Source organism: Treponema sp. UBA6852, from assembly GCA_002449305.1.
Taxonomy (GTDB): domain Bacteria; phylum Spirochaetota; class Spirochaetia; order Treponematales; family Treponemataceae; genus Treponema_D.
In genome coordinates, this window is sequence record DKDI01000004.1 from 18,475 (window position 1) to 38,346 (window position 19,872).

Here is a 19,872-nt window from a genome sequence, read left to right on the forward strand (position 1 = left end):
GCTACACAGCCCTGCTTTTATGGCACGCAAAATAAATCACCTGGTTTTCTTTTGCAATTTTTTTTACAAGCTGCAAAGCGTTCGGAACTTTCTCGTCATCAAGATTTACAAACGGATCATCTAAAATGACTGGTGGCTTGATATTTTCAAAAAGAGCGTCCACAAGCGCCATACGGGAGCAAAAATTCACCATGTCCTTGTAGCCGTCGCTAAGGAAATTGCTTTTGTGCGTCTTGCCGTTGTCATCAAGCAAAACTTCCAAATCTGTGTTTATAATCAGGTTTACAGAAGAGCCGAGCATTTTTACGTATTTTTCAAATCCTTTTTTCATCGGGTCGCTGTAATTCGCGTCAAGATTTTCCTTGGCTTTTTGGAGCAGTTCCAGAGTTTTTGAAAAAATTTCGTATTCGGCGGATTTTTCGCGTTTTTCAAGCGTAAGCCGCTCGATTTCAGTTTCAACGTCGCCTTTTTTTTCGGTATCGGCAAGATTATCGCTGATTATTTTCTGATAGTCTGACAGAATCTTGTTTTTAGAAGAAATTTCTTCAGACACAGCTGAAAGTTCATTCTGCAGGACGTCAACCGGTTTTTCCGGCTTTGTAAGATTTTCAAAAGACTCAATTTTGTTGTTCGGGTCGTTTTCAAACTCCTCAATTTTCTTTTTTTCGGAAAGAATCCGACTCTCAACGTTTTTTATTTCCGTAAGTTTTCCGTGAATCTCAAGAACCTGATTTGCATAGCTCAAAGTTTTTTCAGTCTTGTATTGAGAAAGAATCGCTTCAAGTTTGCTTTTTTCTTCGCTTTGAATTCTTAAATTTTTAGAATCGGCGTTGATTTTCTTTTTAAGCTCATCAAGTTTCGCAAGTTTTTCGTTCAAAATCTGAATATCCGCAGGCACAGAAGAAATATTTTCCGTCTTGCAGTAGCGTTTTGTAAAAGCCCGGATGTTTGTCTCATATTCTTCCGGCGTGATTTTCTGCGAGTTCAGCCAATTTTTGTATTCGTTTTCTTTTTGCAAAAGCCTTGAATAATCGCTGAATTCCGTGCTGATTTTTGTAAGCGCGCCAATTTCCGAAGAGTCGTTTTCAGAATATTTCTTGATGAAATTTTTGTACGATACCTCCAGATTTTCCGCGTGGCTCTGTTTCTCTGCAATTTCTTTTTTAAGGCTAGAAATTTTCTGTTCAATTTCCGAAAAATCCTGTCTTTTTCCTTTTATAACAATCGCCAGAATCATAAAAAGAATAAAAACCACAACTCCAGAAAGCCCAAGAATTATGTTGTTCAAGACAAATCCAAAAATTCCAGCCGCCAAGCCAAAAAATCCAAGTGTTGCAAACACAATTTTTTTCGGATTTTTCTGTTTTTGCTGCAAAAGCGTGTTCAACGCATTTTCTTTTTCAAAAAGCTCATTCTTTAGCTCGTTTATTTGATTTTTTTCCTGCTGAATTTTTGCAATGTCAGAAATACAGCCGTCGATTTTTTCCTTTGAAACATCTGAATTTTTGTATTTTTGGCTCAAAGAACTAAATTCCGAATATTCCGGCTCCGTAAGTTTTTTTGCGCTTTCAGACTGCTTAAAATTTTTGTATTCATTGTCAGTTTTTAGACATTCCTCAATCTGAGACTTTGAAGGAATATCGCCGGCAAAATAATTTTTCAAGGTTTCGTAGAAATCCTTTTCAGTTTGGCTTGCAGACTGATTTTTTATGTTCGACTCAATCGTTGTATAATTGTTTGAAATTGAATCGATTTTTTTTACAGTTTCTTCCGTTGGAATTTGGCCGTTAAAAAAATCGCAGAGAGATTTCTTTTCATTTTCGGATTTCTTTAGGTCATTTTTCAGCTGCTCGTATCTTGTTTTGCCTTCAAATTTTGCCCAAATAGAAATTTGCTCCGCAACAGATTCCTGCTGTTTTTTCAGCTCAAGAATTTCTTTTTGAATCCCAGAAACTTTTTCTTCATAAGCTGCGTTTTCTTTCAATTTTGAATCAATTTCTTCTATATAATTTCTATTTGCGTCAATTTTTTGCTGGATAGCCGGAATCTCGCCTGTTCCCTTGTTTCTTCCTTGCAGTTCCTTCGATTTTTTTTCAAGAATTGCCGCCGCTTCCTCAAAATTAGAAATATCACCGCTTTCAACAAGATTGTTCAGCTTTGCGGTAATGTCCGCCGAGCCGACCGGAGAATCTTTCAACGTTACAAAAACGCTCCGCGCATAAGAATCCCGGTTGATTCCAAAAATTTCAGTTCCCAAATCTTCCGAAAAATCATAGGAAGGTTTATTCGTTTTTAAATCACGCAGCTCAAATGTATCCTCATTTTTTTTTGAGCCAAAAGTTCTGTTCACTAAATATTCTTTGCCGTTGTGGCAAAATATCATGCTTCCGCCGTAAACTCCGCCCTGCCACGGAAAATATTTCAGCTTTTCATTTTTTTCAACGTCTTTTGAGGCTGTGTGTTCCATTCCGTAAAACATTGCTTTTATAAAAACTGAAAGAGTCGTTTTTCCCCAGCCGTTTTCATAGACAAAAGAATTTACGCCTTTTTTCAAATCTATATCAACATTGTGGAATTTTCCAAAATTATTTATGTGAATTTTTACGATTTCCATTACTATAATCTCCCCGCCAACGCTTTTATGCCGGTCATAATTATTTTGATTTTTTGCTCTTCAGAAAGATTCTGCTGATTTTTTACAAGACGGATAAATTCACCTTTTAGCGAAACATCTTTTTCATATTTCGTGAAATCGATTTTTGTTTCAGTTTTGTCTTTTACACGCAAATAAAAATAATCCGAAGCAAAAACAGACTGATAAGATTCTGGCTCAATTTCAGTTTCCTCAGAAAGCTCGCCTGTCAAATCAACCTGAACAATATCTTTGGAAGAAATTCCAGCAAGAGAATCCGTTATTTTTTGCATAATATCTGAAAAATCCAGAACTCCAGAAAGTTTCACAGGAATTTCATGAACAATTCTTTTTGAAATCGGAACAAATTTTGCCTCAACTTTATTATATTCAATATCCAGAAGAACAAATCCCTTTTTTCCACACTCGTCAAAGCCGCGCCCTTCAAGACAGCCCGAATAGCACCAGGAACAGCGGTTATCAAGTTTTTCAATCTTAAAATCGTGGATGTGCCCCAAAGCAATGTAGTCAATGTTTTTATTCGTCAGTTTTGGCAAGGAAATTTCCGGAGCGTCATTCTTTGGCTTGTACTCGGCAATCTGTCCATGCAAGACAACGATATTCACGCGGGCAGAATCAGGATTCAGCTCGCTGTAAGCCGCCAACGGAATTGACGAGGAAAATTCGCGGCCGTAAATATCAACATTTTCATACGAATATTTTTGCCATTTTGATTTTGAAAAACGCTTTAAATTCGGAACCAGTTTTTCTTCAAAAAAATCAACATCCTCATCATGGTTTCCCCGAAGATACAAAAAATCAATTCCAGGATTCTGCTCAATGATATAAAAAATCCGCTGCTTTATTTTTTTCTGCTGGTTTTCCTTTGTGTCAAACAGGTCGCCGGCAATAATTATCGCTTTTACGCCGTTTTCCCTTGCAAACTCAACCATTTTCGCAAAAGAATCGACAATCTCATTCCGCCGGAGTTCCGCATTCTCCTTTGAAAAATGTGTTCCCATTTTAGAATCAGCGTGAATGTCAGCACAATGTATAATTTTCATCAGTTGATAGACTCCTGAATTTTGAAACTTTCTTTTTATTTTGCAATTATAGCATGAAATAAACGGATTTTATAGATTTTCCAGATTTCTAACTCTCACTCATACTTCGTTATTAGCTTGCGAATGCCTATTTTCTGTTTTTTAATAATTTTTCGGCTTCATCCAGCATTTTCATCTCTTCTTCGTCCTGCCTGTCAGCCTCTTTTGCCTCAAAATTTTTTCGTCGCCTGTCAAACTCCAGATAAATCTCCTCGACTTTTTTGTCTGCCAGTTTTCTGTTTATAGAGCCTTTATCATGCAAAAGCGGCAGATAATGACCGGTAATAATTTTGTCCGCATTTTCTTTCCAAAATTGCATTGTCAAATCTTTTCGCATTTTTACAATCAATTCCGCACTTTCCAAAAAGATTGTCACAATACGGTTAAGCGAATCCAGCTCATCATGCGTAAGATAATTCTTGTTTGCATAAATATCCTGCTTGCGGACGATTTTTCCCTTCCAGCTTGTAAGGTTCATATTTGGCTTTGAGCTGTCGGCCCGGCTTAGAATCAGCTCAGGCGCAGTCATTTTTGTGACAGCAAAAATCAGCTTGTTCTGGATTTCAGCAAAAAACATCTGGGTGGCTTTATCAGTCGCGTCATAATCTGAACAAAGAGAAAACAAATCTCGGAGCTTCTGATAGAAACGCTTTTCGCTCGCGCGGATGTCCCGAATTCGCTCAAGGAGCTCATCAAAATAATCAGGCCTGCCGTCAGGATTTTTCAGTCTCTCATCATCAAGGATAAATCCCTTTGTAAGATATTCAGAAAGATTCTCGTTTGCCCAGCGGCGGAACTGAGTTCCACGGACACTTCTCACACGAAAACCAACCGCAATCACCATAGGAAGCGCGTAATAAGTAACATTGTAATTCTTGCCGTCCGAGGCAGTTGTTAAGTAATCCTTAACAACTGATTTTTCGTCTAACTCCTTTTCCTGTAAGACATTAGCTATATGCATACTGATATTTGGCTTGGAGGTGTCAAAAAGCAAAGCCATCTGCTGCTGGTTCATCCAGACAACGCCGTCCTTTGAATAGAGCCTGACATCGGCTTTTCCGTCGTCTGTCTTGTAAATTATAAGTTCATTTTGCATGATTTGTTTATTGCTCCTCAATCACTCCAGTTCATTCTTAAACAATTTCGTGACAAGTACAATCTATAACGAAAAATACATATTATTTATCATTACTAACCATCATCTTCGCATAATGTTCTGGTCCAATAACTGAAAATATTGATTCAAATATTTCAAACAATTTTTCTATTTTTTCATTATGAATCTTTTCAAAATACATATTATCCAATGGAGAAACTTTATGACTTTCATCATTTATCATTGAAATAAAAGCACATTTTAAATAATGTTCAACACTATCTTTATTTTCATCACACAAGACTGTTGCCCAAGCATCATTACCAAGACCAATAAAATTTGCATAGGTTTCTAATATTCGTCTAAACAAATTTGCAATTAATATGTTTTGAGAATTACTATCTTTTGGAGTATTCTCCTTAACATATCTAACAGTTTGCCACATCAAAGAATAATCGTCTTGTTCTTTATAATCACACTTCTGTATATTTGTAATATTTTCACAATTTTTTGAAATACGATAATGTGATTGTAATTTACAAAGTGGTCTTTTTTTCATCGCGATCTCTTTATAAAAGTAATAGTTATGCGTAAAAATAAAAACTTGACTAATATTTGGATTAAGAAATTCATCTTTTTCTGATTTTGTTTTACCTTTGTATGTTATCAATCTATTAACTAATATCGAAACAATGAATAAAACCTGACTGTCCATACTTGAAACAGGATCATCAATCACAATTATTTTCTTTTTTGTTGACTTTTTTTGAATATCTGTAGTTTCTAGACAGAGTTGATAAAAATATAAGAATGAAATAAAATTCTTTTCTCCTTCACTCAAAGAAGTAAAAATATTTTTTTCTGATATTTCAGCTGTACGAGAAAGATAATATTGGGAAATATTATTTTCTCTGTTTTTTTCTAATATTTGAAAACCTATAAAACCTGAGTTTTTAAGAATTTGATTGATATTATCAATTGCTTCTTTTGTATTTACAGTCTTAGTTTGTAACTCTGTATTAGCAATTATAAGATTGTCAATTTCTATTTTCAACTTATTAATTTCATATAAGTTTTCAGAAATTAACTTTTGCATCTCTGCACTTTTTTCATTATACTTTTCTATATCTTCTTTACATTCATAAGCAAGATATTTCCACATACTTTCTTTTAAGTTTTCTTTTTGCTCATCAATAGAATTTACAAGTAAATTATTCTGTTCAATTGCAGTATTAATAGAGTTTATATTTTCTATAAATAAGTTTGGTATTTCTGGAAAAGTCTTTCGTTCATTTGGAGAATTGATTTTTTCTTTTACAATGTTCAAGTTTATATCATAAAATTTCTTCAATGTCATTTGTAGAGTTGAAGTTATATTTTCATTATTATATTGAGTAGATACAATTTGAATGTTTTCTTCTAACTCAGAATAACACTTTTCATATAGTTCTTTTTCCTTTTCTAATTCTATCAACTTCTGTTTATATGATTCATCAAAAATAGAATTCAATTGAGAAATAAAATCATCATCTATTGTTTTCTTTTGACAAAAAGGACAAACAGTCTTTGTTTTTTCAAGGAATATCTTTCCCTGTGCAACCCAAGTTTTTAATCCATAATCTTTAATCATCTTAGAAATCTGAACATCTTCTTTTCCGACAATAACTTCATCTAATAAATCTGAAAGTTTATTTTGTTTTTCAAAAAAATTATTATATAATTTAATATCAATACTGTTATCAATATTTATCATATTTTCTTCATATAATTTCTTATATAACAAGTTAATCTCATTTAAATCTTGAGTTTCAACATCTTGTTCTAATATTTTTTCAATATTATTCAGATTCGATTTCTTATTTCCTGAATATTCAAGTTTTATCTTTGAAAACGTTTTAAAAACATTTCTTTTTTCAAAACATTTATTAGCTAAATCTTCCCTAAGTTTTGATTTCTCAGTATTTAGAGTTTCATTAACTTCTTCTATTGATTTTCTTTTACTTTCCTTTTCGGTTATTTTTTTTTCGTTATCTTTAATTTCTCCATCAATTCTTGCATTTGATTCATCTAAGGAAAAAACACCTTTTAAAGAATCCTTATTTTTAAAATTATCCTCAATGAAATCTTGATTAAAAACAAGAATTTCTTCTTTGTCTGAATCAAAGTTTTCTTCATTACAAAAAGGAAATAGCATATTAGAAGTATTTTTTTGAAGAGAATCTAGATATTTCGCTATTGTTGATTTTCCACAACCATTATTTCCAAAAAAATAATTAAGTTTCGTTAATTCTTCAATTTCTACACCATTTGAATTATAACTTGCAATATTTTTGATTATAATTTTTGTAATCAATTTTATATTTTCTCCATCATCATTATACCATAAGTTTCTCAAAATATCTTATGTAACTCAACCTAAATATAATTGCAGATTGGACTTTTAAATTGTATTAAATACGAAAACTATTTTTGTGGAGCGAATGCGTTTTTTAGGACGATTTGCATCAAATACCTAGAGATTTTTCAGAAAAACTTCCCCAAGTAATAAAGTTTATTATCTTCTTGCTCCAAGTCTTACGTTAATCATTGAAAGTAGGCTTTCCTTTATTTCATTATGAATACTATCCATTCCATAGGCTTTTAATACAATGGAATCAAAGTTTTGCCTATCTTCTTGGTTCAGTTCTTGTTCGATAGGTAGAATTTTTCTTTTTAACAAAGGTTCAAAAGCTTTTAGAATTTCTTCTTTTTGCGAGTTAGACAATAACTTTGGATTAAGCATATAAGAATCTGCAAATTTATCCTTGCTCAAATCCAAAGCACCAGCTCCACGTCCAAAACCAGTTGCCTCAATATAAAACATTCCGACAATAGAATTTAAAAGCGCATGGCAAAGATTAATATCCAAATTTTCTAGTTTAGGAAAAAAACCTATAAGACGCTGATTTATGCAAGTTGGTTCGGTAAATTTAGCAAAAAACAATCTTTTATCAGGATTCAATCCAGTGATAAGCAAAAATTTCTTTTTGGCTTCTTTCAAATTATACCAAATATCACCATGCTGCAAAACGGACTGATTCAAATTGTTTTCAAACTGCTTGAAATATTGAATTGTTTTTGTATGCCCAAGAGATTCCAGTTCCTTGTAAGTTTTATATGATGTAATAAAATAGTTGTCTGGCTTTGCAATCAGAGTATCACAGCCTTTTGAATTTTTTAGCATTAAAGAAACATACTCTTTATCAACAACATCAGGAGACTGCGAAATAAAAATATCATCCTGACCTGTTTTTGCACCTCTATATACAAAAAATAGCGCCCCAAGTGGAATTAAATTGCTTTTAAATCTCACAAGCCAATTTACTTTATGAAAACCAACATTAAAAGACAAATTAAGTTTTCTGATTTCTTCCAATTTCTGCCAAGAATATTCTTGCCGTGACATTATTTCGTTATCAATTTCTTTGTTTTGCAGAACAGTTCCTACAGCCTTATTCAATATCTGTCTGTTTTCCAATTCTTCAAGATTTGCTTTCAACAAATAAAAGTTCACTCTTTCAGTCATTTTGGGCGAGGAAATATTTTTCTTTTCAAGAATAAAAGCGGTTGTGATTATCTCTGCATTTTTAAACCATCTGCCAGTTCCGCTTTTTATAATGCCTTTAATTACAAAAAACTGCGATAAAGAATTTATAAAGTTTCCACCAGCAGCAGTTGACATCCAAGAGTTAGAAGTCAAAACACAAGCAGTGCCATTATTTTTTAATAGTTTCCACAGATGAAAAATAATATACATATAATAATCGCTTCTATCGCTTATTTTAATTGCTGTCTTTTCAAAAACATCTTCAGCAATTTTTCTCTTTGCAATGGTATCTGATTTATCATGTGTATTGTGCCGGCAGAAATCAATGAATGGCAAATTAGATACAATAGTATCAAACTGCGGAATCTCAATATTTAAAAGTTTCCCGTCAGCAGGATTTACAATTTGAATCTTATCACCAATATTCAAGTCAAACACATTTTTCTGAAAAACTATAGACGGCAAATTTACACTTTCTTTTGAAACAGTAGCCAAGTCAGCAATTTGCAAAGGAAAACTCTGTCTGTCAGAAGAAAATACAGATTTATAAACTTTATCAATAGAAACACCTTTTTCTAATTTATAATCTATAAATGAACGAGCAAAAGTTCCTGTCCCGCAACATGGATCAAGGCAATCTCCATTAGCATTCTTAACAGCAATTCTTACAAGAAAATTGGCAAGTCTATAATCTGTTGTAAATTGTCCTATAATAATACGCTGAGAAATTTGAATAGCACTTTCAAGCAAACTCTGCATATCTGACTGCACAATATAATCAAATTTCGTATTACATAAAAATGAATTTATTTCTAATAATTGAATCCAAACAATTTTTGGCAAAATCTCTTCATATTCAATTTTATGAAACACAGAGAAAAAATCACACTTTGCTGTTATCTCTTCAAAAATAGATAAGGCAATTTTAGGTGTAATATCATCTTTTATTTCTGTAATTTTTTCTGCTACAGCAAAACGAGAACGAATAATATGAGCAAATGTGATTTTATTTATCCAATCAAGCAATATAACTTTTGAATAAGCTATATAAGCATCTTTTTCATCTTTAATATATTCACCGCTTGCGCTATCCCACCACAAGTCAATAAAATTTGCTAATGTAGAATTTTCTTTGCCTTTTTCTTTTAAATATTCCGCTGTTGCACTTTTATTTTGTAAAACAAATGCTTCCAAAGTTGCATTTACAAATGCTTCTCCAGCTCGTAATGGTTTAAAACTTTCTAAAGAAAAATAGCGATTCACTTCATCGACAACTTTGAACAATGTTTTTAGCCAATTTGATTTATACAAAATTACGTCATTACGATTTTCTGAAATCAAGGAACTATTATCCCAAGTTTCTACTGCTTCAAATTTTCCTGTGATTTTGTTTTTTACATAAAAAACTGCATAACGAAAATTCCAAATAACTGTGCTTGAAAGTCCGAGATTTTCAGCTTTTCTCCATGAATCAGTTACAAAATCAATATCATCAATTGGAACATCAGGCATTTTCAATTCCCAGCCCTGTAAAATAAGAGACTGGTTTTCATCACCAAAGAGCAATACATCAGGAAACATTCTCTGTTTTCCAGTATTAATTGTTGTTTCCCCTCCAGCCATTTTTATTTTAAAATCAGGCTTGTTTTTTACGTATGCAGATATTTCCTGAATAATTTGAATCGCCCAGCTTCGTTCATTTGCTTTTAATGTTACTGCCATAATATGCTCCTAGAAAATACTGACTTTTTATAACTTTGATTCAGATTCCATTTCACTTTGCATTTTTTCAATAGTTCTTTTTATACGCTCATTGCAAACTTTTATATAGTCTGTGGGCTCTACTTTGTGCAGCATAATCTCTTCATTTTTTTCTATTCCGATAAATTTGCGATTTTCCAACAAGGCAGAAACAAGAAAACTTCCACTTCCACAAGCATTATCAAGCACAATATCTCCGGGATTTGTAAATGTCTTTATCAGATAACGCCCTAACTCTACAGGCTTTTGAGTAGGATGATAAACTGTTCCTTCGCTTTCAGCAGTTTTAAAATATACACAGTCATCAATCTTATATTCTTCATAAAAAACAACATCATTCGGATAACGTTGACCGTCGCTTTTTACATGACAAGGTTTAAAATCACCATAACTTCCAGTAAACTGATTTTTACGAATTCCCTTGTCGTAACTTTCCCCTTGTGTCATTTGAGGATTATAAGTTGGTTGCTTTTTATAGAAGATACAAATATCTTCATGCTTACGAAGAGGCTGCTTCTTTGCATTAAGAAAATTTGTAGACTTTGATTTTATCCAGACAATTTTATACTTGAACCATTCTTCATTGCTTAAAATCAACCGGGCAGTAAAAACTCCTTGTGATGTCAAAGCTATAACACCGTTGTCTTTTATAATTCTTTTATATTCTGACCACAATTTTTTCAAGTCTATGACAGAATCCCATTTGTTTTGTGTTGTTCCATAAGGCAAATCGCAAAGAATCATGTCAACAGATTTATCTGGCATAGCAGCCATTACATCAAGACAATCGCCTTGAATAACCTTATTTATAAATTCTGAAATACTTTTTCTAGCTACTGCCGAAGAATACTCTATTTTTTCTCTTCCAGTTTGCAATGTTTGAAGAATAGAATTTATATCCTCCAAACTATAAAGACGATAATCATTATAAGGATTTCGCTGCGATTTCAACTTTCCACTTTTATCCCAATTTCTTAAAGTTGAAACAGAAACACCAAGCCTTTTAGAAGCATCTTGTACAGTCAAATATTGTCCGAAATTATTCATAAATACACTCTTAAACATTAGCAAAGGTTAGCAAACCTTATTAAAAGAAGTATAGTCGTTTCTTTCAAAAAATCAAGGTGACACGCTTTGTAAGCTGTCATCAAAATACTTGAAGCGGGAAGTTTAATCTGTCACTTTCCTCACTCATTTATACTTCCCCGCGATCTTCTCGCATTCCGCGCGGATTTCTTCCCTCAGTCTTTCAGGTTTTATCACCGTGACGGAATCGCCGAAGCCCATTGCCCAGGAGAACACCATCTGTTTTTGATTCGAGCTGAATTTAAGAAGAACTGTACCGTCCTCGTGCTGAGCGACCAGCTGGTTTTTGTGCCACTCGCGCTCAAGGACGTAGTTCGCCATCTTTGCGGAAAAAAGGAATTCATATTCTTCAGGCGGCTCAGGATTGTTCCAGATTCCAAAATTCAAGTCGATGTGCCTGTGAATGTCAAAATCTTTCGGAACGGAAAAAGTTTTGCCGGCAGAAACAATGTTCTTTATACGCGATAGCGCAAATACCCGAAAATCCGCCGCGCCGTGGTCAAAGCCAAGCACATACCAGTTTCCTTTCTGGCAGACAACGTGATAGCAGTCAAAAATCTTTTCCTTAAAAACCTTGCTCCCGGAGCTTTTGTATCCGAACGAAACAACCGAGTGGCTCTTTATCGCCTTGAAAATCTGATTGAAAACCTCAGCGTCAATTTTTGGAAGCGGGTCGGAAATAAAGCTTATGTCCGTGTTCAAAAAAGAGGAATCAACAGTAACCGTTTCCGGCAGAAAAGACGCGATTTTTGCCATGATGTTCTTGAACGAGCGTTCCAGCGGCGTGTTCTTGTACTGCTCCAAAAGCGGCATCACCGTGGAAACTGTAAAAAGCTCGCCTTCCGTAAGCACGACATTCGGCACGGAAAAAGTCGGATCGGTGTAATGATACATTTTTTTAGTCTTGTCGTATTCAAGAGGAGCGTTCATTTCGTCCCGGAGCCGCTCAAAATCACGCTCAACAGTCCGCTTGTTCACGCCGAACTTAAAAACCAGCTCGTCCATTCCCACAAAAGCCCCTCCGCGGAGCATCTCGTCAATCTGAATAATGCGTGCAGTGCGGCGGATGTCGTCGCGTTTTTTGTCAGAAGCCATGTTTGTTTCCATAATAAACAATTATACCACAGTTTTTCTCTGGGTGTGTCCGCAAAACAGTTTGCGGACCGGGCTTTTCAGGGCTACGGCTTCCGCCTCCGACCAAACGCAAGCGTTTGTTTTCGCGCATTTTTTCAAAATCCGCTCACCCTTCCAATCCCTCACACAAAAAATTTCTACTCCTGCAAAATCTCTTTCACCTTCCGCTTCAGCAAAAAGACAATCAGAGATTCCGCCGCAAACAAGAATAAAACCGATATACAAAGAACCGTGTTTTCCATGATTTCTCCCCTTTCCGTTACAATTCAATTTTTAAAACGACATCCCGGCCGCCAATCCGCATAAGCTCCGCCTTGAAAGACATTTTTTCAGGTTTTGCGGAACGGATTATTTTTGCGGCGGTTGCGCGGATATACCCCGCTTTTTCAAGCCCTGAGTTTCCGGCGATTTTTGAGTCAATGCTTTCCGCCATAACCGCAACCGCATTTTCATCGGCATGATTGTACGGCTCTGCCTGAACCGCGATTTCAAGCGAAGAATAAAAATCGTGCTTTGCCTTTCTGATTTTTTCCGCCTGGCCAAGCAAATCTTCCGCCATTAGATTTTCCGCAAGACCGTCAAGACAATCAGAATACGGCGACCAACTGTGATAGTTCATCCCGACAACCGGAAGCGTAAGGCAAACTTCATTTTCTTTAAAATAGCGCACGAACGTCTGCTCCAAAGTTTCCGATTCACATTTGCAAGAGAGTTTCTTTTTTGCCGCATCCAGCACAAGCGGAATCTCGTTTTCTTCCATATCATACAGCCGCCCGAACAAAAGCGAGAAAAGAATTTCCGAAGAAACAGGCTCGATTATGAACTGGGTGAGCCGCGCAAATTTGTCAAACGATTTTTTCCGACGCAGATAAAGCTCGCCTGCAAGAAGAGAATCCTTCGCCTCAACCGCGCAGAGCAAGGCGCCGGCATGAAGAAGAAAGTCGAAACTGTCCTTGTCTGAAATGTCAGTCTCAGGCGAAACGTAAATTCTTGGCGTGCAGTTCAGCTCGTCCTGCAAAAACACATAATAGCTCGGCGTAAAATATGCGCTTGATGCAAGTTTCTGATAATTTTCAACATTCAGATGCGACGGATTTTCAACTTTTCCGCAGTAGTCGAGCTGCCCCGTCCAACTCTTTGAAAACTCAAACCAGTTTTTTCCGCAATTGATAAGAATCTGCTTTTCCGACATAACAACCTCCAGAATTTGCGGCGCAAAAAAAAATCGCCCTTTCGCTTTATTTTTCTTCATTATAAAACGCAAGAGCGACATGGAGTGTCGGAGTGGGAAAATCAATTTAAAATTTATAATTTCTCTAATTCACCCTTTTCTTTACAATCATAAACATTATGTGTCCTAACTTCATTCAACTGTTCAGCTAAATGTCTGCCGGCTTGAGGATTATTCATATCGTAAAACCAGTTATGATTAAAACACTGTATTGTCCCTTTATTTCCAGAACTGCCGATTGTCAGGCTATAAAAAACTGTATCTTTCTTCTTTTCTGATTCAATTCGCTCAATCAAATCTTTATTAAGAGACTGCATAACAAAATCTGAAATCATAAGAACATCGGCATTTTTCCATTCATTTTCAGATAACATTTTCAAACCTTGATTCAAAGCAGGTTCAGCATCAGTTCCGCCGTTAAACGACATCTTCAAAAACTGGGCAAGTTTGTTTATCGGGTTGTCTGAAAAATCGGTTAAATCCAAAGTTTGAATAGCGGTTGAAAACGAAATCACATAGCATTTACGGTCTTCCTCAATGGCAATTTTTGAGAGCGCAAATGTTATTGTTTTTGCAATATTTTCCGGAGTTCCGTTCATTGAGCCGCTTGTGTCAACACAAATTATTATCGGACCTTTTTTCTCTTTCTTTTCAATTTCAACTTCTTCATTTTCTTTTGATTCAATACTTGACTCTTCTTGAATCTGATAATCATAGGAAAGCAGCTGTTTTTGGGCGAATTTCAACTGGAACAATTTTTTCAGCGCAGGATTTTTCATTAATGACAGTTCACTTGGCAGAGCCGCTGAAATATCATTTGAATATTTTAATCCGTTGATTTCTCCACGGTAAGCTCTTTTGGGCTGCCAATTCGAGTGAAGAACAACTTTTTCTCTCATCTCTTTTTCAAAAATGGATTGAGACCGGCTTTGTTTTCCTAAAAGTTCCGCAAGTTCCTGCAAAGATTCATCCTTTTCAAGCAGCTCCGCAAATGTTCCAAGAACTTCAAATCCGCTTGCTTCAAAATAGCCTTCGCTTAAATCCCAAAGTCTGCCAAGATTTTTAATAAACGGAACCAAAACTGATTCAATCCGCCTGAAATTATCAATTTTGGAATACAAAGAATCCAAGAATTCTTTTCTTTTAGCTTCAATCTGCTCTAATTCCCATTTATTTTTCCGCTCAATTAAATTCTTTTCCAAGTCAGAAATAAAATTGCGCTTTATGGTTTCCAATTTTTCTTCTGAATTCCATTTTGCAATTTCAATTTGAACGCCTTTCTCATTTGTTTCTGTTTCAATTCTTTTTTCGGCTGAACAAACTTTTTTGTAAAAATCAAAATCTATAGAACTTTTTTCTATATTGCCTCTTTTTGATTCGCTTATAGACGAAAGCCTTTTATAATGATATTCAATCTTTGATTTCTCATTTGACAAATCCAAAGCCAAATCTTCGGCGGACAGCCTTTTTTGTTTTTCGATGAATATTGCCTCCTCCTTAAATGGATCTTCCTTTTTAAGAAACTTATGCGTTTTTTCAAGCCATTCAAGAATATCCGTCTGAATGTTTTCTGCAATTCCATCATGCGTTGAAACATAAGATTTGCAGTCTTTTTTATTCAAAACTTCTTTTAGAATTTGCTCTGCAAGAAGAGAATATTTATTCTTTGGGAAATCAATTCTAACATCTTTAGGTACGGATGGACTGATATAATCTTCCATTGCATCAACAAGCTGCTTTTTGTCCTCTGTTGAGCCAAACTCAATAGAGGACAAATTTTCAAACTTACGTTTTGACTTTGACTCCTGCTTATACCTTTTTATATTTTGATTTAGGTCATGCTCTATTTTTTCAAGATTTTTTGAAACAGTTGAAATTACCGACAACAACTCTTCCGGCGACAGATTTTCTTCCTGATGTGCAATTTTATTTCTGGTAAGACGCATTGATTCCCACCATACAGGTTTGCAGAGAAAATCAACTTTCTTAATACATTCCCTGAACTGCTGAACTTTCATCTGAATCCAGGCACTTTGTTCTTCCGACAAACTTTTAATGTCGTTTATTCCATCAGGGTATTTTTGTTTTAACTCCAAAATTGGTTTTAAAGCTTTATGAGAATATTTTCTTGACTGCTTGTTTTTTTTCTTCATTTTTACGAATCCTGTTTTGTCGAAAGCCTTTTTATTTTTTCTATATTTTCAAAAATAAATGAAGCCATTTTCTGAAGTTCCTTGTCTGATAAATCTTCTTCCGCATGAACTAACCGGTTATGAATTTTTTGAAGATTCCCAGCCAGTTGCAAGCCTTTAATGTCTGTTATTTTTTGAAACGTCAGCTGGAGCCAGGCTTTTTGTTCCTCTGTAAGTTCTCCAATATTTGGAATACCATTTGGAAACTTCAACTGCAGGACAGAAAAACTGTCCTGTGATTTTGTTTGCTTATCCATATAAAATCATCTAAAAGTTTCGCCATTCACGGATTAGGCGAACTGCATAATCGTGATCTTTTGTTGTGTGATCCTCATGCCCATCTTTTGTAAAAAGAAAATACCTGGCAGCGGATTTATCTTCGTTTTCTGAATATGACCAGTATTCTCTTTCTTCAAGTAAATCAGCATTTACAGCTTCTAAGGATTTGTTAATTGCATCTCTGTTTTCCCAAATCTTTGAAAGAATTTCTATTTTTGGAACAAGCCAGTTTTTCTTATATTTTTCAGGCAGGGATTTGCTATATTTTGAGCAGCAATCGCTTATTTTTGTCCATTCACAAGAATACTGTTTTGTTCCAATTACATAATTTTTTTCATCTGCAATACAAACCACACCAATCACTTTTTCTTTTTGCTCTTCGGAAAGTTCTTCAATTTCCGCGGCTGAATAAATGTTTCCGTCATCAAGAACTACATCGCCAACAGCCAATTCCGGGTCAAGCTCAGAATCAAAATAGCGGTTTTTCTGCTTATCAAGTTCAATTTGCGCATCTTGAAGAGCTTTTATTGAATCGTCAATTTTTGATGTGATACTTTCATTATAACTTTGGTCTGCAAAAAGATTCGCTTTGAATGGAATTTCATCTCTTTCTTTTTGTTCTTTTAGCAAATTTATTTCTTCATTAATAGCATCGAAAATCGGAGTATAATTTTCATCCGTAAAGTTCTTTTGCAAAGTGTAATGAGCGATTTCTGAAAAGTTCTTCAAAATATCGCTCTTGCTCATTTCAATTTTAAAAGAGAACTCACGGTCAGATCTGTACCAATCTATCCATTTAACTTCATCTTCGTTTATTTCTATCATTTTAAATGAGAAATTAGAATTTGGACCAAGTTTATTCCCATTAGAATCGTAAAGCATACCTTTTCTATCAGTATATCCTGACCATTTAAAATTTTCTGATATATAAGCAGGACTAACTCTATGGTCAGCAAAATAAATTTCTTCAGGATTTATAATTTTATAAGCTTTTTCACCATCAGACATTTGATATACTTTTGGCGACAATTCACACCACTCATCATTAATTTTTTCCTTAAACTCTTCAATCTGTTCTTCAATATCTTCAATGGCAGAATCGCAAGAAATTCCGTTTTCTTTTATGCATTTTTCAACAATTCCCCTTGCAAGTTTCTGCTGCTTTTCTGTTCCCCAAATACAGTTTTCAATAAGAGAACAGTCCATTAAATCAACTTCGTCTCTGTCATTAAGAAAAGCTGATGTTTTTAGAATATGGGCAATTTTCTTCCAGCGGCGGTCGCCGACTTCAAATTCTTCGCCCTTCTTTTTGTCTTCTTCTGTCATTTTTTCATTTTGAAGAATCATTTCCTTGCGGATTGCAGAAATAACATTTTTAGAGACTTCCGACAACGTTACTTTGTCAATTTCTTTTGCCCATTCTTTTAATTCCTTGCTTGTAACAAGAATTTTTTTATCATCTTCTGACACAGTGAAGTCATCTGCAGCCGGTTGAGAAATCATTTCAAAAAAGCCGTTTTCATCATGAATAAAATCTACAAGAATTCTGAAAATAAAGCGGTCGTACAAAGCTTCAAGACCTTTGTTTTTTGCAGGAAGTTCATTTGAAGCCGCAAAAAGACCTTTTAGAGGCACATTCATAACCTTGCTTCCATTATGGAATTTGCGCTCATTGATAATTGTAAGCAATGTGTTCAAAATAGCAGGACTTGCTTTCCAGATTTCATCAAGAAATGCAATACCAGCTTCCGGGAGCATTCCTTCTGTCAGCCTTCGGTATTCCTCTTTTCCATTAGTTTCTGGAAGCTCCCCGTTCAATGCCTTTAACGAAATGTTCCCGAATACTTCTTCTGGAGTTGTAAACTGATTGAGCAAGGTTTCAAAATATTTGACTTTTTCTTCACCTTCTGCGGCAAAAGCTTCTTTTATGCGGCGGGTAACCATGCTCTTTGCGCATCCGGGAGCACCAAGCATGAACATACTTTCGCCAGATAACGCAGTCAACAGACCAAGCCTTATAGCTTCATCTTTTTCATATAATCCGTTTCCAATCAATTCAATAAGTTTCTGAATTCTGTCATGTGTTTTTGCCACTGCCATAAAATCCTCCGTTTTGGATATATTATTTATTTGTATATATTAGTTACAATTATTTATCAAGTTGATATTTTTATTCAATCTTTTTGAAAAATTCTGAAATTCTATTGCTTATATAGCCTTCATCTTTTCCAAATTTAGCGGCAAGTTCTCCTTGTGTAGGCATTTTTGACAGGGAAGAAAAAGTTTTCAGCAGTTCCAAATCAGTAAAATTCCTTTCTTTTAACAACTCACCAATTTGGCTTATTAAAAAGTTCCGTTCCAGAACCTGCAAAACTTTCAGCGTAATAAATGACGATAAATATAGTTTTTGGCGTTTCTGACACTTTTCAAACGCTTCTTCAATTTTTTTCAAATCTTCAAGCAAGTATTCCGTCTTAAAAAGACTTTCTTCGGGTGTCAAATAATTATTGCGGACATAAACTGTTTCAAAAATCGACATTTCTTCAGCACTTTCATTATCTTTTATCTGATCGTCTATAATTTGTGATTGATAATATTTGAAAACCAAATCTTTTACTTCATTTAAAGTTAATCCTGATTGCTTGGAAAGCCAAATCTGAACACTTTTATTTCCGGGATTTTTCCCGATTTTTTTAGCCGCATCTATGAGCCGGACTGCTCTGTTATATTCATCTTTTGAGCACATTCGAAATTTATCAAATTCGTCACTTTTCCTGCTATGCCGGAGCTCATTCTCGATACAAGAATACAAATATCCGATGTATGAAGTATTGGAATTGTTTTCGTATTTTAAAAGTGTTCTCTTTATGCAATGAAAGATTTCAACGCCTGAATTCTGCACATCCTCTTTATTAAAACAAATGAGAGTCCATTCCCAAATCGGCGTATAGATTTTCTGAAACAGTTTTTTATATTCCAAAGACGACTTATCTTTAACTTGAACAATTTCTTCAAATAAGGACAAAATCAATTCTTCTTTCTTTTTCTTGGTCTGCAAATCAATCATTGCACATCCTTACAGAGAAAAGAATTCGTCCAGATTTTTTCTTGCCTCTTGTCCATCGGCCGCAACCATTGAATTTGTAAGATTATTTAAGTAATACAATGAAGTTACATCATACAGTTCTGGAAAACTTGCCTTATTGTTTTCATCGAAGTTCACTTTTCCATAAACCACGCTTTTAACATCACAATCAAGGAATTTTTCCGCAAATGAAAGAACGCACATAAGAATCATCGGCAAAGGCTTTGGTCCGAAAGTTATATCAGCATAAAGTTGAGAATTTTCTTCAACTTTATCTAAAATTGCTTTCAATCTTGCCTCGTGGTTATCTTTAGTTTCTTTGAATTCTGAATCAAGCGTTTCGTAAGTGATTTCTGCGCCTATTTTTGAATTGATGGAATCAAATTCCTTCATAAACAGGCTGCTGTTTTTTCCGCTGTTTCCAGCCTTATCTAAAGTACGAAGAAGAACAACCTTCACCTCATCATTTTTTTTAAGATTTTCTGCAAGAACTGCATTGATTGGAAAAATGACAGGTTTTGAATACGAAATGTTTGCATTGCCAGAACCGGCATAAACCATAGAATCCAACTGTTTTTTCATCGGAATATCACAAAAAATAATCTTTTTCATATCGCTTTGCTCCTATAAGCATTATTAATAATAAGGTGCGAAAAGATGAACAGTTGATATTTTTGGGTTATTTTT

Annotated in this window: 13 protein-coding genes; all 13 read right to left on the reverse strand. The window is 34.7% G+C overall.

Annotation, left to right across the window (positions count from 1 at the left end; translation table 11 throughout):
* Position 1: 1 nt before the first annotated feature.
* Positions 2-2,614, reverse strand: a complete 2,613-nt coding sequence (locus B3209_RS00560) for an ATP-binding protein (protein ID WP_296689317.1) — start codon at positions 2,612-2,614, stop codon at positions 2-4.
* A gap of 2 nt (positions 2,615-2,616) precedes the next feature.
* Entirely contained in the window at positions 2,617-3,696 is a 1,080-nt protein-coding gene (locus B3209_RS00565) for a metallophosphoesterase family protein (protein ID WP_296689320.1), read from the reverse strand.
* 127 nt (positions 3,697-3,823) lie between these two features.
* Positions 3,824-4,831, reverse strand: coding sequence for a virulence RhuM family protein (locus tag B3209_RS00570; protein WP_296689323.1), 1,008 nt, complete (start codon positions 4,829-4,831; stop codon positions 3,824-3,826).
* An 82-nt stretch (positions 4,832-4,913) separates the two neighbouring features.
* A complete protein-coding gene (locus tag B3209_RS00575) occupies positions 4,914-7,184 on the reverse strand; it encodes an AAA family ATPase (RefSeq protein ID WP_296689325.1) in 2,271 nt (756 codons plus the stop codon).
* Between the two features lie 201 nt (positions 7,185-7,385).
* Positions 7,386-10,139, reverse strand: a complete 2,754-nt coding sequence (locus tag B3209_RS00580) for an N-6 DNA methylase (RefSeq protein WP_296689327.1) — start codon at positions 10,137-10,139, stop codon at positions 7,386-7,388.
* A gap of 27 nt (positions 10,140-10,166) precedes the next feature.
* The gene (locus B3209_RS00585; protein ID WP_296689332.1) at positions 10,167-11,225 is read right to left on the reverse strand and encodes a DNA methyltransferase; all 1,059 of its coding nucleotides are present in this window, start codon (positions 11,223-11,225) and stop codon (positions 10,167-10,169) included.
* Between the two features lie 144 nt (positions 11,226-11,369).
* Positions 11,370-12,371, reverse strand: coding sequence for a helix-turn-helix transcriptional regulator (locus B3209_RS00590; protein ID WP_296689336.1), 1,002 nt, complete (start codon positions 12,369-12,371; stop codon positions 11,370-11,372).
* Between the two features lie 286 nt (positions 12,372-12,657).
* On the reverse strand, positions 12,658-13,590 hold the full coding sequence (locus B3209_RS00595) for a hypothetical protein (RefSeq protein WP_296689340.1): 933 nt from the start codon (positions 13,588-13,590) through the stop codon (positions 12,658-12,660).
* A gap of 113 nt (positions 13,591-13,703) precedes the next feature.
* Positions 13,704-15,782 carry a VWA domain-containing protein gene (locus B3209_RS00600; protein WP_296689343.1) on the reverse strand — a complete coding sequence of 693 codons (2,079 nt, stop codon included), beginning with the start codon at positions 15,780-15,782 and terminating at the stop codon, positions 13,704-13,706.
* 2 nt (positions 15,783-15,784) lie between these two features.
* A complete protein-coding gene (locus tag B3209_RS00605) occupies positions 15,785-16,078 on the reverse strand; it encodes a hypothetical protein (protein ID WP_296689346.1) in 294 nt (97 codons plus the stop codon).
* A 10-nt stretch (positions 16,079-16,088) separates the two neighbouring features.
* Positions 16,089-18,200, reverse strand: a complete 2,112-nt coding sequence (locus B3209_RS00610; protein WP_296689347.1) for an AAA family ATPase — start codon at positions 18,198-18,200, stop codon at positions 16,089-16,091.
* Positions 18,201-18,270: 70 nt separating this feature from the next.
* Entirely contained in the window at positions 18,271-19,167 is an 897-nt protein-coding gene (locus B3209_RS00615) for a hypothetical protein (protein ID WP_296689349.1), read from the reverse strand.
* Positions 19,168-19,176: 9 nt separating this feature from the next.
* Positions 19,177-19,797: a TM1812 family CRISPR-associated protein gene (locus B3209_RS00620; RefSeq protein ID WP_296689351.1), complete on the reverse strand. Its 621-nt coding sequence runs from the start codon at positions 19,795-19,797 to the stop codon at positions 19,177-19,179.
* Positions 19,798-19,872 lie beyond the last annotated feature (75 nt).

Coding starts and splice junctions, on each gene's coding strand:
- B3209_RS00620 (WP_296689351.1), bottom strand. CDS start 19,797: ATGAAAAAGATTATTTTTTGTGATATTCCGATGAAAAAACAGTTGGAT.
- B3209_RS00600 (WP_296689343.1), bottom strand. CDS start 15,782: ATGAAGAAAAAAAACAAGCAGTCAAGAAAATATTCTCATAAAGCTTTA.
- B3209_RS00610 (WP_296689347.1), bottom strand. CDS start 18,200: ATGGCAGTGGCAAAAACACATGACAGAATTCAGAAACTTATTGAATTG.
- B3209_RS00570 (WP_296689323.1), bottom strand. CDS start 4,831: ATGCAAAATGAACTTATAATTTACAAGACAGACGACGGAAAAGCCGAT.
- B3209_RS00560 (WP_296689317.1), bottom strand. CDS start 2,614: ATGGAAATCGTAAAAATTCACATAAATAATTTTGGAAAATTCCACAAT.
- B3209_RS00585 (WP_296689332.1), bottom strand. CDS start 11,225: ATGAATAATTTCGGACAATATTTGACTGTACAAGATGCTTCTAAAAGG.
- B3209_RS00605 (WP_296689346.1), bottom strand. CDS start 16,078: ATGGATAAGCAAACAAAATCACAGGACAGTTTTTCTGTCCTGCAGTTG.
- B3209_RS00595 (WP_296689340.1), bottom strand. CDS start 13,590: ATGTCGGAAAAGCAGATTCTTATCAATTGCGGAAAAAACTGGTTTGAG.
- B3209_RS00615 (WP_296689349.1), bottom strand. CDS start 19,167: ATGATTGATTTGCAGACCAAGAAAAAGAAAGAAGAATTGATTTTGTCC.
- B3209_RS00580 (WP_296689327.1), bottom strand. CDS start 10,139: ATGGCAGTAACATTAAAAGCAAATGAACGAAGCTGGGCGATTCAAATT.
- B3209_RS00590 (WP_296689336.1), bottom strand. CDS start 12,371: ATGGAAACAAACATGGCTTCTGACAAAAAACGCGACGACATCCGCCGC.
- B3209_RS00565 (WP_296689320.1), bottom strand. CDS start 3,696: ATGAAAATTATACATTGTGCTGACATTCACGCTGATTCTAAAATGGGA.